Origin of the sequence: Buttiauxella sp. B2 (genome assembly GCF_006376615.1) — a bacterium.
Lineage (GTDB): Bacteria > Pseudomonadota > Gammaproteobacteria > Enterobacterales > Enterobacteriaceae > Buttiauxella.
The window spans coordinates 19,528-32,291 of sequence record NZ_VEXQ01000006.1; the positions used below are offsets into that span (position 1 = coordinate 19,528).

At 50.4% G+C, this 12,764-nt stretch carries 13 protein-coding genes; 6 read left to right on the top strand and 7 right to left on the bottom strand.

From position 1 onward, the window contains the following. Window positions 1-60: 60 nt before the first annotated feature. From ribE to pgpA, 4 genes are read left to right on the top strand one after another with little or no spacing between them, the layout of a single operon-like run. Window positions 61-531 carry a 6,7-dimethyl-8-ribityllumazine synthase gene (gene ribE, locus FH968_RS09030; protein WP_139878830.1) on the top strand — a complete coding sequence of 157 codons (471 nt, stop codon included), beginning with the start codon at window positions 61-63 and terminating at the stop codon, window positions 529-531. 20 nt (window positions 532-551) lie between these two features. Continuing rightward, entirely contained in the window at window positions 552-971 is a 420-nt protein-coding gene (gene nusB / locus FH968_RS09035; RefSeq protein WP_139878831.1) for a transcription antitermination factor NusB, read from the top strand. 54 nt (window positions 972-1,025) lie between these two features. After that, window positions 1,026-2,003 carry a thiamine-phosphate kinase gene (gene thiL, locus FH968_RS09040; RefSeq protein ID WP_139878832.1) on the top strand — a complete coding sequence of 326 codons (978 nt, stop codon included), beginning with the start codon at window positions 1,026-1,028 and terminating at the stop codon, window positions 2,001-2,003. Next, window positions 1,990-2,496 (top strand): phosphatidylglycerophosphatase A, encoded by a 507-nt coding sequence (gene pgpA / locus FH968_RS09045; RefSeq protein WP_139878833.1) that lies wholly within the window; start codon window positions 1,990-1,992, stop codon window positions 2,494-2,496. The genes thiL and pgpA overlap by 14 nt, the downstream gene beginning before the upstream one ends. A 51-nt stretch (window positions 2,497-2,547) precedes the next feature. Here the strand turns inward: pgpA and FH968_RS09050 are convergent, their stop codons facing one another. The 4 genes from FH968_RS09050 to xseB all read right to left on the bottom strand — a co-directional run bounded on the left by FH968_RS09050 (window position 2,548) and on the right by xseB (window position 6,654). Continuing rightward, window positions 2,548-3,522 (bottom strand): aldo/keto reductase, encoded by a 975-nt coding sequence (locus tag FH968_RS09050; protein ID WP_139878834.1) that lies wholly within the window; start codon window positions 3,520-3,522, stop codon window positions 2,548-2,550. Window positions 3,523-3,577: 55 nt separating this feature from the next. Then, on the bottom strand, window positions 3,578-5,440 hold the full coding sequence (gene dxs / locus FH968_RS09055; RefSeq protein WP_139879003.1) for a 1-deoxy-D-xylulose-5-phosphate synthase: 1,863 nt from the start codon (window positions 5,438-5,440) through the stop codon (window positions 3,578-3,580). A 71-nt stretch (window positions 5,441-5,511) separates the two neighbouring features. After that, on the bottom strand, window positions 5,512-6,411 hold the full coding sequence (gene ispA / locus FH968_RS09060; RefSeq protein WP_139878835.1) for a (2E,6E)-farnesyl diphosphate synthase: 900 nt from the start codon (window positions 6,409-6,411) through the stop codon (window positions 5,512-5,514). Further along, window positions 6,412-6,654: an exodeoxyribonuclease VII small subunit gene (gene xseB / locus FH968_RS09065; protein WP_034493701.1), complete on the bottom strand. Its 243-nt coding sequence runs from the start codon at window positions 6,652-6,654 to the stop codon at window positions 6,412-6,414. A 191-nt stretch (window positions 6,655-6,845) separates the two neighbouring features. Between xseB and thiI the strand changes: the two genes are divergently transcribed. Together thiI and FH968_RS09075 are read left to right on the top strand one after the other, a co-directional pair. Next, the gene (gene thiI / locus FH968_RS09070) at window positions 6,846-8,297 is read left to right on the top strand and encodes a tRNA uracil 4-sulfurtransferase ThiI (protein WP_139878836.1); all 1,452 of its coding nucleotides are present in this window, start codon (window positions 6,846-6,848) and stop codon (window positions 8,295-8,297) included. Between the two features lie 66 nt (window positions 8,298-8,363). Next, window positions 8,364-9,173, top strand: coding sequence for a GntR family transcriptional regulator (locus FH968_RS09075; protein WP_223271305.1), 810 nt, complete (start codon window positions 8,364-8,366; stop codon window positions 9,171-9,173). 26 nt (window positions 9,174-9,199) lie between these two features. Here FH968_RS09075 and FH968_RS09080 read toward each other — a convergent pair whose 3' ends face one another. The 3 genes from FH968_RS09080 to FH968_RS09090 are packed head-to-tail and all read right to left on the bottom strand — an operon-like array spanning window position 9,200 to window position 12,534. Then, window positions 9,200-9,925 (bottom strand): glucosamine-6-phosphate deaminase, encoded by a 726-nt coding sequence (locus FH968_RS09080; RefSeq protein ID WP_139878837.1) that lies wholly within the window; start codon window positions 9,923-9,925, stop codon window positions 9,200-9,202. Window positions 9,926-9,934: 9 nt separating this feature from the next. Further along, window positions 9,935-11,251, bottom strand: a complete 1,317-nt coding sequence (locus FH968_RS09085) for a 6-phospho-beta-glucosidase (protein ID WP_139878838.1) — start codon at window positions 11,249-11,251, stop codon at window positions 9,935-9,937. Between the two features lie 14 nt (window positions 11,252-11,265). Next, complete coding sequence (locus FH968_RS09090; protein WP_139878839.1) at window positions 11,266-12,534, bottom strand: PTS sugar transporter subunit IIC; 1,269 nt, start codon at window positions 12,532-12,534, stop codon at window positions 11,266-11,268. Between the last annotated feature and the right edge of the window lie 230 nt (window positions 12,535-12,764).

Genomic DNA, 12,764 nt, shown 5'->3' on the forward strand with positions numbered 1-12,764 from the left:
CAAAGATTATGATAAAATCCGCCCCCCTGCGGGGCTAAACAGAACCCGTAAAGGAAGATTATGAACATTATTGAAGCAGCCGTTGCTACTCCAGACGCTCGCGTCGCCATCACCATTGCGCGTTTTAACAACTTCATCAATGACAGCCTGCTCGACGGTGCGATTGACGCCCTGAAACGTATCGGCCAGGTTAAAGATGAAAACATCACCGTGGTCTGGGTTCCGGGTGCTTATGAACTGCCACTGGCGGCAGACGCACTGGCGAAAACCGGTAAGTATGACGCAGTGATTGCGCTGGGTACGGTTATCCGTGGCGGCACAGCTCACTTTGAATATGTTGCTGGCGGTGCTAGCAATGGCCTGGCACATGTTGCTCAGGAAAGTGGTATTCCGGTCGCCTTTGGCGTGCTGACCACTGAAAGTATTGAACAAGCCATCGAACGCGCTGGCACAAAAGCCGGTAACAAAGGTGCAGAAGCTGCACTGACCGCGCTTGAAATGATTAATGTATTGAAAGCCATCAAGGCCTGATTTTTTGTAAGGGGAAATCTGTGAAACCTGCTGCTCGTCGCCGTGCCCGTGAGTGTGCCGTTCAGGCGCTATACTCCTGGCAGTTATCTCGAAATGACATCGCTGATGTCGAATACCAGTTCCTGGCGGAACAGGACGTCAAAGACGTTGACGTTAACTACTTCCGCGAACTGTTGGTCGGGGTGGCTACTAACAGCGCGTATCTGGATGGGCTGATGAAGCCTTACCTGTCTCGCCAGCTCGAAGAGTTGGGTCAGGTAGAAAAAGCGGTTCTGCGTATCGCACTGTTTGAACTGTCTAAGCGTGATGACGTGCCATATAAAGTGGCGATTAACGAAGCCATCGATCTTGCGAAAACCTTCGGTGCCGAAGACAGTCACAAGTTCGTGAATGGTGTGCTTGATAAAGCTGCTCCGCAAATTCGTCCCCGCAAAAAGTAATCTTCTGGCCGGTTAATTCCGGCCTGTTCTTTATTTAATTCAGAGGCATAACGCATGGCATGCGGTGAGTTTTCCCTGATTGCCCGTTATTTTGATCGCGTAAGAAGTTCCCGTCGCGATGTGGAAACCGGAATTGGCGATGATTGTGCATTGCTGACGGTCGCCGAGAAGCAGCTATTAGCGATAAGTACCGATACGCTTGTTTCGGGCATCCACTTCCTGTCGGACATCGATCCTCGCGATCTGGGCTACAAAGCTCTGGCGGTGAATTTAAGTGATTTGGCTGCCATGGGTGCCGATCCTACCTGGCTGACGCTGGCCATTACCCTTCCTGAAGTCGATGAAAGCTGGCTTGAAGCTTTCAGCGATAGTCTGTTTGAACAACTCGACTATTACGATATGCAGCTGATTGGTGGCGACACAACGCGTGGCCCACTTTCCATGACGCTTGGCATTCATGGTCTGGTGCCTGTTGGTCGTGCGCTCAAACGCAGTGGTGCGCGTCCTGGTGACTGGATTTATGTGACAGGTACGCCTGGCGATAGCGCCGCTGGTCTGGCTATCTTGCAAGATAGTTTAACTGTTGAAGATCCCACGCAAGCTGCATATTTGAAAAAGCGCCATTTGCGACCAACACCGCGAATCTTGCATGGCCAGGCCTTGCGTGATTTGGCGAGCAGTGCAATTGATCTTTCTGACGGGCTAATTTCCGATTTGGGTCATATCCTTAAAGCAAGTGAGTGTGGTGCACGTGTTGATCTCGGCGCTTTACCATATTCTGAAGCCGTGAAAGCTAACGTCGACACTGATCGTGCGTTGCAATGGGCGCTTTCCGGTGGGGAAGATTACGAGCTGTGCTTCACCGTGCCCGAACTAAACCGTGGTGCGCTGGATGTTGCCATCGGTAATCTTGGTATTCCGTTTACCTGTATCGGCCAGATAGGGCCTGCGTCTGAAGGGCTACAGTTCATGCAGGATGGCAAACCGGTAACGCTGAATTTAAAAGGATACGACCACTTTGCTCCGCTCTAAAGATGTGGCTAAAAGCCGTCTAAAGCTCAGCAATCCCTGGCATTTACTCGCTACGGGTTTTGGTAGCGGATTAAGCCCGATTATGCCGGGAACAGTGGGATCGCTTGCTGCAATCCCATTCTGGTATGGCATGACGTTTTTGCCATGGCAGCTTTATTCACTGGTGATAATGGTCGGTATTTGCATCGGGGTTTATCTTTGCCACCAAACCGCACGCGACATGGGTGTTCATGACCATGGCAGTATCGTGTGGGATGAATTCATTGGCATGTGGATAACCCTGATGGCGCTGCCAACCAATGACTGGCGTTGGGTTGCCGCAGGTTTTGTTATTTTCCGTATTCTCGATATCTGGAAGCCGTGGCCGATTCGCTGGTTTGATCGCAACGTTCATGGTGGTATGGGCATTATGGTGGACGACATCATCGCGGGCGTTATCTCTGCGGGGATTATTTATCTGATTGGTCACCATTGGCCGATTGGAATTATTTGACCCTCACACCGACCCTCTCCTTGAAAGAGAGAGGGGCCGGTGTATGTTGCATTACTTAAATCCGACCTTTTCATGCGGCTGGTAAATCGTTTCCAGCTCGGCAATCTCTTCCGGTTTTAGTGTTAAATCCACCGCGCCCAGTAAATCATCCAGTTGATGTTCACGAGAAACGCCAATAATTGGTGCAGCAATGCCCGGTTTACTCAGTAACCATGCCAGTGCAACTTGTGCGCGGGTTACCCCTCTGTCATCTGCAACATTCGCCAGCCGCTCGGCAATCAGCGCATCGTTGTCTTTGCTTCCTTCGTACAAACCTTTGCCTACTTCATCGGATACTGAACGTGCCGTGGTCTCACCCCATGGGCGGGTCAGTTTACCACGGGCAAGCGGGCTCCATGGGATCACTGCAACCCCTTGCTCGTAGCACAGTGGCAGCATGTCGAGCTCTTCTTCTCGATAAAGTAAGTTGTAGTGATCCTGCATGGTGACGAATCGCGCCCAGCTATGTTGATCCTGTAATGCCAGTGCTTGTGCGAACTGTGCACTGTGCATTGACGATGCGCCGATATAGCGCGCTTTGCCCGCTTTCACCACGTCATTGAGCGCTTCAAGCGTTTCTTCAATTGGCGTGTTGTAGTCCCAACGGTGGATTTGCAGCAAATCGACATAGTCGGTTCCCAGGCGTCGCAGGCTGTCATCTATCGAACGCATAATTTGTGCCCGTGAAAGACCTTCGGGCAGGTCACCTACTTGAAAGTAAACCTTGGTGGCAAGGACAGCATCTTCGCGACGCATGAAGTCTTTGAGGGCGCGCCCGACAATCTCTTCGCTGCTACCGTCGGAGTAGCTATTGGCGGTATCAAAGAAATTAATGCCGTTATCGATGGCGTGTTTGATGATAAGGCGGCTGCTTTCTTCGGGAAGGGTCCAGGCATGATTGCCACGGTCTGGCTCACCAAAGGTCATGCAACCCAGGCAAAGGCGGGAAACCTTGAGGTCTGTTCTTCCTAACATGTTGTATTGCATGGTTCCACTCCTGCTAATTAAGGTTCTTTAAGCATAGCAGGAGTGGAGGAGTGGATTACTTGAGCCAGTCGCGGATCTTTGTTTCCATACCTTGTGCATCGAGGCCGATAGCTGCACGAGCTTCTTCCTGAGTACCTTGCGGAATAAAGTAATCCGGCAAACCGATATTCAGCACTGGAACCATTTTACGGTTTGCCATCAGAACTTCATTAACACCACTACCCGCACCACCGATTACGGCATTTTCTTCAATGGTGACCAACGATTCGTGGCTGGCAGCCAGCTCCAGAATCAACGCTTCATCAAGTGGTTTCACAAAACGCATATCGATCAGTGTAGCGTTAAGCGATTGCGCAACGGCTTCGGCTTCCGGCAACAATGTACCGAAGTTCAGCAGCGCGATTTTTTCACCGTCACGCTTCTTCACGCCTTTGCCGATTGGCAGAGATTCCAATGGCTGCAGTTCAGCGCCTGTACCATTACCACGCGGATAACGCACAGCAGATGGGCCTGCGTTGTAGTGATAACCCGTGTGTAGCATCTGGCGGCATTCGTTCTCATCACTTGGTGTCATGATGACCATTTCAGGAATGCAGCGCAGGAAGGAGATATCGAACGCACCTTGGTGGGTTTGCCCGTCGGCTCCAACAATGCCCGCACGGTCGATGGCAAATAACACGGGTAGCTTTTGGATAGCCACATCGTGAATCACTTGATCGTATGCACGTTGTAGGAAGGTCGAATAAATCGCGACAACGGGTTTGTATCCACCAATCGCCAGACCCGCTGCAAATGTGACAGCATGCTGTTCGGCGATAGCAACATCAAAATACTGCGTAGGGTATTGGCGTGAAAACTCCACCATGCCCGAACCTTCACGCATTGCAGGTGTAACTGCCATTAATTTATCGTCTTTTGCGGCGGTTTCGCATAACCAGTTACCGAAGATTTTCGAGTAGCTTGGCAGGCCACCAGCAGCTTTTGGCAGCGTGCCACTTTGTGGGTCAAACTTAGGCACCGCATGGAAGCTAATAGGGTCTTTTTCAGCTGGTGCGTAACCACGACCTTTCTTGGTCATGATGTGCAGGAACTGCGGGCCGTTCAGGTCACGCATATTCTTGAGCGTATTCACCAGACCGACGACATCATGCCCATCGACAGGACCAATGTAGTTAAAACCTAGCTCTTCAAACAGCGTTCCTGGCACTACCATGCCTTTCAGGTGTTCTTCGGTACGCTTTAGCAGTTCTTTAATTGGCGGCACACCGGAAAAGACTTTCTTCCCGCCTTCACGCAGCGAAGAATAGAGTTTGCCGGAAAGCAGCTGTGCAAGGTGGTTGTTTAGCGCGCCCACATTCTCTGAAATTGACATTTCATTGTCGTTGAGAATCACGAGCATATTTGGGCGGATATCACCGGCATGGTTCATGGCTTCAAACGCCATACCCGCAGTGATTGCGCCATCGCCAATCACACAGACTGTGCGTCTGTCTTTGCCTTCTTTTTCGGCGGCGACGGCAATACCAATTCCTGCGCTAATCGAGGTGGACGAGTGGCCCACACTCAATACGTCATATTCACTTTCTGCGCGCCATGGGAACGGGTGCAAACCGCCTTTCTGGCGGATAGTGCCAATTTTGTCACGACGGCCAGTAATGATTTTATGTGGGTAAGCCTGATGACCGACATCCCAGATTAGCTGGTCGAACGGGGTGTTATACACATAGTGAAGTGCCACGGTCAGTTCTACCGTGCCAAGACCAGAGGCAAAGTGCCCGCTGGAACGGCTTACGCTATCGAGCAAGTAGCGACGTAACTCGTCACAAAGTTTCGGTAAGCTCTCTTTTGGCAACAGGCGTAGCTCAGGGGCTGATTCCACCAGTGCGAGGGTCGGGTATTTGGCAATATCAAAACTCATTAGAAACTCATCGTGGTGTTTACCCTTCATCCTTCAAGCCTCTGCCTGAATGCCAAAGGGTAAGTTAATAATTATTTATCACGTTGGATTATATAACTCGCTAACGCTTCCAGTGCGGTAGTGTCTAGCGACTGGCTAGCCAAGCCTTCCAGCGCTCGGAGAGAATCCTGATAGAGATCCCACGCTTTGGTTTTGGCATTTTCTAGCCCCAACAGTGCTGGGTAGGTGCTTTTACCCAGTTGCTGATCGGCGCCCTGGCGTTTACCCAGTGTAGCGGTATCGCCAATAACGTCGAGAATATCGTCCTGAACCTGGAATGCGAGCCCGATGCTTTCAGCATAGCGGTCGAGCAATGGCAGGGCAGCGCGGCCTACATCACCTGCACTCAACGCGCCCAGACGAACAGCGCAACGAATTAGCGCCCCTGTTTTATGGCGATGAATGCGCTCAAGGTTTTGCAGATCAACATGCTTACCTTCCGCTTCTAGATCTAATGCCTGGCCGCCGCACATTCCGGCAACGCCACTGGCTGTAGCCAGTTCTTTCACCATCAATAGCCGGTCAGCAATGGCGACGCCAGCCATTGGAGCATCACTTAGTATAGAAAATGCCAACGTTTGTAGGGCGTCTCCGGCCAAAATAGCACTGGCTTCACCGAATTTAATATGACACGTCGGTTGCCCGCGACGAAGGTCATCGTCGTCCATGGCCGGTAAATCATCATGGATCAAGGAATAAGCATGGATGCATTCTACTGCCGCAGCAGGTGCATCCAGTGTTTCTTGCGCTATGCCGAACATTTCTCCGGTCGCGTAGACCAGGAATGGGCGCAGTCTCTTGCCACCAAATAGTGCGCCATAGTGCATGGCCTCAACCAGAGGAGTGTTCTGAAACGGTAGCGGCGCTAAACAACGCAGCAGCGCATCGTTGGCCCGCACGGCTCGGGCCTGCAACTGATGGTTAAAATCCATTTACTCGTTATCCGGGGTAAAAGGCTTGAGTGGGGCATCTTCGCTATCGTTTAGCAGGATTTGCACGCGTTGTTCCGCTTGTTGCAGTTTCACCTGACCCTGGCGTGCCAGTTGCACACCACGTTCAAATTCATTTAACGCTTCTTCGAGCGCTAAATCTCCGCTTTCAAGACGAGTAACAATCTGCTCAAGCTCCACAAGCGCAGTTTCAAAGCTGGCCGGGACTTCGGTTTTTTTCGGCATAGTGAATGTCTGACTCTAATAATTTTTGCGACTCTGCCATGGTAGCGGAGTCATTTGTGTAACGCTATGGCAAGCTGTTAGTGATATACTTTTGCGCCTCGGATGTAACGGCGCTATTGCCGCTGCAATTCTTTAAGTCTTTCAGCCCGCATGATTCATCATGCCTGGCTCACCAACGAATCATAGCCGCCATGAAGTTTATCATTAAATTGTTCCCGGAAATCACAATCAAGAGTCAATCTGTGCGCATACGCTTTATTAAGATGCTCACCGGGAACATTCGCAACGTTTTAAAACACTACGATGAAGATCTGGCGGTTGTTCGCCACTGGGACAACATTGAAGTTCGCGCCAAAGATGAAAATCAGCGTATCGCCATTCGTGAAGCGTTGACCCGTATTCCAGGTATTCACCATATTCTGGAAGTAGAAGATGTGCCGTATACCGATTTGCACAATATCTTCGAACAGGCGCTGGAGCTTTATCGCGAACAACTGGAAGGCAAAACCTTCTGCGTGCGTGTTAAACGTCGTGGTAAGCATGAATTCAGCTCGATTGAAGTTGAACGCTATGTGGGTGGCGGCCTGAATCAACACATTGAATCAGCGCGCGTAAAACTGACGAAGCCGGATGTTACTGTCAATCTGGAAATCGAAAACGACCGCCTGCTGTTGGTGAAAGGTCGCTACGAAGGTATCGGCGGCTTCCCTATTGGCACCCAGGAAGACGTGTTGTCGTTGATTTCAGGCGGTTTCGACTCGGGCGTTTCCAGCTATATGCTGATGCGCCGTGGTTGCCGCGTGCATTACTGTTTCTTTAACCTCGGTGGTGCGGCGCACGAAATCGGTGTTAAACAAGTTGCGCATTATTTATGGAACCGCTTTGGTAGCTCCCACCGTGTGCGTTTCGTTGCTATCAACTTTGAACCCGTCGTTGGCGAGATCCTTGAGAAAGTCGAAGACGGGCAGATGGGCGTGGTGCTCAAGCGTATGTTCGTACGTGCAGCTTCGCGTGTTGCGGAACGCTATGGCGTGCAAGCGCTGGTGACCGGTGAAGCGCTGGGCCAGGTTTCCAGCCAGACGCTGACCAACTTGCGTTTAATCGACAATGTTTCCGATACCCTGATTCTGCGCCCGCTCATCTCTCATGATAAAGAACACATCATCGATTTGGCGCGTGAAATTGGTACTGCTGACTTTGCCCGTACCATGCCGGAATACTGCGGTGTTATCTCAAAAAGCCCAACTGTGAAAGCGGTGAAGGTGAAGATTGAAGCAGAAGAAGCCAACTTTGACTTCTCGATTCTGGATCGCGTAATTGAAGAAGCGACCAACGTTGATATCCGCGAAATCGCCAATCAGACCAAAGAAGTGGTGACGGAAGTTGAAACTGTTGACGCATTTGGCCCAAATGACGTGCTGCTTGATATCCGTTCTATTGATGAGCAAGACGATAAGCCATTCAAACCAGAAGGTGTGGAAGTGGCATCAATACCATTCTATAAACTGAGCACCACATTTGGCGATTTGGATCAGAGCAAAAACTATTTGCTGTGGTGCGAACGTGGTGTGATGAGTCGTTTGCAAGCGCTGTATCTGTGTGAGCAAGGCTTCGCAAACGTGAAGGTTTATCGTCCCGAGTAAGCAATAAAACCTTCTCATAAATGAGAAGGTTTTATTTGTTCCCTCTCCTGCTGGGAGAGGGCTGGGATGAAGGCATCAGGCCGCCAGGTTTACTCCTTCTTCCTGCGGCATCCGGTCGCACAAAATCTCTGCGAGATAACGATGCAAAAAGTGCACAAGTACATTGAGATTAAGGAACGCATAAAAAGCGGTATCCTCAATCAAATCTACAAGAAGGGTGAAAGCATTCCCTCCGAGCGCGAGCTAGCAAGCCAATATGGCGTAACTCGTGTGACGGTGCAGAAAGCGGTGGATAGCCTGGTTCAGGAAGGGTTTATCGAGCGCATTCATGGCAAAGGGATGTTCGTGCTGAAAAACAGCGCCACCAACGTGTACCTTTTGAACAATGAGACCAGCGACAGCATTCTCGGTTTTTCCCGTGAGTTTCAGGGGCGAGTGAAAGTCAGCAGCCAGCTTTTGGCGTTCAACGTCATACAAGCTGATGCCACTTTGGCGCAACATCTGGAAATTTCAGTCGGGGAAAACGTCTGGTTTATCCGCCGTATTCGTTTGCTCGACGGTAACCCAGTGCTGGTGGAAGACTCTAATATTCCGCAAAGCGTGATTGCGACGATCCCGGAAGCTATCCTCAAAGAAAGCTCTTTGTACGGCTATATCGAAGAATACACCGGTAAGAAAATCAAAGACGCCGACTCGATTATTGAAGCCGCACTGTTTGATGAAGAGCTTGCGCCGCTGCTTAATGTAGCCTGCGGGCAGCCAATGCTGAAAATTACCGAAGTGACCCGCCTGGCTGATAAAACGGTGTTTAACTATTCCATCAGCTACAACCGGGCCGACATTTTCCGGGTCAAAAACCTGCGAATCGAACGCTAGCAGGCACTAAGGTGCCTGCCTGGTTTTCACTCTAGTGCGTTGGCCGCGGCTTTATCGACATACAAACTCGCCTGCGTTACTGTTTTCACCAGTGTCGACGGAATATCGCGACTCGCTGGGTGATTCACGGTTTGCGCGACAATCCCCGCTTTCTTCTCACCGCTCGCCATCAGCACAATCTTTTTCGCGGCCAGAATAGTTTTCAGTCCTAGCGAAATCCCCTGTTGCACGTTGCGTTGCGTGTCGAAATACTTCACTGAAACTGCCTGAGTGACCGCATCCAGATCAATCACATGACAGGTGTTGTCCAGCGAAGCACCTGGTTCGTTAAAACCGATATGCCCGTTCATGCCGATACCGAGCACGATACAGTCTATTGGCCCATGCTGGTCAATATAACGATCAACGCGCTGGCATTCTTCTTGTGGGTGAGTGGTTAACCCGTCGAAAAAGCAGATTTGCTTGTCACGCAGCGTCAGCTTATCGAAGAAATGGTGCCAGACCATCTCGCGACAACTCCCTTTATCCGCTTTACTGAGCCCTAACCATTCATCGAGGCCGAGAAACTGGGTGTGTGAAAAATCTACATGACCTTGTTTTTGCGCTTCGACCAATGCCGCAAATACTCCCAGCGGCGTATCACCACCCGCGATGCAGATAAGCGCGTTGGGTTTCGCGTTCACACAGTTAATGACGTTTTGTGCCACCGCCTGACACAATTGCGGGTAGTCTGGGAAAATATGGGTTTTCATGGCTACTCCTTAGCTTTTACGAGGGTATTGAGGCAAATAACGCTGATTCACTTCTAGATATTCATCGAGAATTTTCTCGGCCAGCGTCGCCGACGGTACCAACGGATTAATGGTCAGAGCCATTAGCGCAGTGTTGTAATCACCGGTTATTGCCGCTTCCACCGTTAACTCTTCATAGGCCTTCACGCTCTGGATCAACCCACGAATTTTGACCGGCAAACGTCCGTAAGCCAAAGGATGAGCACCATTACGATCGATAACCGCGTTGGTTTCCAGCGTTACGTGATCCGGCAGATCCGGTGTTGTGCCATTGTTCACGGTGTTCACAACGTGAATCTCTTTTTTATCATTGTAAATCGCGCTGATGATTGAACAGGCAGTATCGGAATACCAGGCCCCGCCGCGTTTTTCCAGCTCTTTCGGTTTATGAGAAAGGTGCTCGTCCTGATAGAGTTCAAAAAGACGGTGCTCAATCTCACGAGTTTGCTCGCCGCGGGTGCCTTTGGTACTGGCATCTTTCTGCGCGGCTTCGATCATTTCACGGGTCAGGAAGAAATACTTCAGATAGGAAATCGGATACATGTGCAGTGCTTTGGCAAAGCGCGAGGAGAAGCCGATATCCGGAATGTTTTTCAGCGAGTTGCTGGCACTGCCCTGAGCCAGTTTGGCCATGAAATCATCGGTGTAATCTTCACCCGTAATGAAAATTTTATCGGCGAAGATCAGATGGTTCAGCCCGATGATGCGTGCGTAAACGTCTTTTTTCTCTACCTCGTAGGCTTTCGCAATATCCATCAGCATGCTGTTGGCGCCGCTGCAAATGCCGATGCTTTTGATGTTCGAATGGCGAGTGATGGCTTCAGTCACGATTCCTGCCGGGTTGGTGAAGTTAATCAGCCAGGCGTCCGGGCAATATTTTTCCATATCGCGACAGATATCCATCAGAACCGGAATGGTGCGCTGGGCTTTCATAAACCCGCCCGGGCCGGTGGTTTCCTGGCCGAGCACGCCGTATTTCAGTGGGATTTTTTCATCGTTAATACGCGCATCAAGGAAGCCTACGCGCAGTTGTGTAGTGACAAAGTCGGCATCCTTCAGCGCTTGCGCGCGGTCGAGCGTCAGGTGAATGTTCATCGGGATGCCAGCTTCTTTCACCATCCGCTGCGCCAGCTTGCCGACGATTTCCAGTTTCTCTTTGCCTTCCTCAATATCCAGGAGGTAATAGTCGGTAACCGGGAGTTCATCGTAACGCTTAATAAAGCCGTCGATCAGCTCTGGGGTATAGCTTGAGCCACCGCCAATGGTGACAATTTTGAGCTTTTTCATCAGATATCCTCTTTTTACAATACAGAGTCAGTATTCAATACGGAGTCATTTGCGCTCTGTTCTTCATGGCGCTCTTTTATGAGCTGTTGGCGCTCAAGCAGTTTGAAGAACGGAAAGTAGATGGCGACAGAAATGGCGATGGTACAGGCGGACCAAATCACCGCTGGGATATTGCCGCCCGTCACAAACCAGGCAGCGAAAATCGGCGGCATAGTCCATGGGATTTGCAGAACCGGGCGACCAATAATATCGAAGTACATCAGGCTGTAGGTGGAAATGCACAGCAGCATCGGGGTGAGAGTGAACGGGATCATCAACAGCGGGTTGAATACAATTGGACAGCCAAAAATCACCGGCTCATTGATACAAAATACCCCTGACGGGAGCGACAGCTTGCCGACCGATTTATACAATTTGCTGCGCGAACGCAGCATCGCCAGCACCAGACCAAGAGTTGCACCCGTGCCACCGATGCACATAAAGACAATGTAAAATCCGTCAGCGGTAATATGCGGTATGGGTTGATGGTTTAAATAAGCCTGGGTGTTTTCGGCAATGTATTTCAGGAAAATCGGGCTGGTGATGCCGGACAAAACGTTATCGCCGTGAATGCCGCAGCACCACAGTAGCGAAATCAGGAAAATGAGTACCAGCATACCCGGCAGAGAACCAAGACCACTGACCAGCGGGCTGAGAACTTGGGTAAAGAATTCATTGATATCAAAGCCGAGCATCACTCTGACAAACCACACCAGCGTAATCGCCACTGCGGCGGGAATGAGGCTGGCAAAAGATTGCGCCACTGCGGGTGGAACACCATCCGGCAGCTTAATCACGATTTCATGGCCGATGAACCAGCGGATGATATGCACCGTCAGCACGGCCAGAATGATGGCGGAGAACAAACCCGCGGCACCAAGATTATCGACATTCAGCTGATATTTATCGTTAAGCTGTGCCAGCAAGAACACCACCAGGGTGACGGCGCTACAGGTTATCGCATTCAGCTTGTACTCTTTGGCCAGGTTATAGCTGATACCCACCGCGGAAATTAAGCCTATTGCGCCAAAGGTGACAGCAACGGGTGCGCTGATTTTATCGGCCCATGGGCCTAGCCATTCACTCCAGCCAGGAATGGGTAAATTGGCGATGATTAAGAAAAGACTGCCGGTGATGGTGAACGGTAGTGTCAGGGCTATCCCGTTACGTACCGCCACCAGAATTTTGTTTTCGCCAATCCGGATAAGGACAGGGATAATCTTGCTCTCAATAAAAGTAATCACGGATTACTCCTCTGTATGAGGTTTTTATTCCCCCGTGAGGTGCATTGCCGGGAGGTATTATTTTTTAGGTATAATTAACTGGTCTAGTCCAGTTTAAAATGAGTTTTCCACGGAATACTTTTTCTGTCAAGGCAGTGGTTTTGGTAGATGGATGAGTTAATTTATTGAAAATAAAGGTTTTACAGATCGAGGTGAGTCAGGGGGGAAGAAAATTAATAGCGGAAATGTGA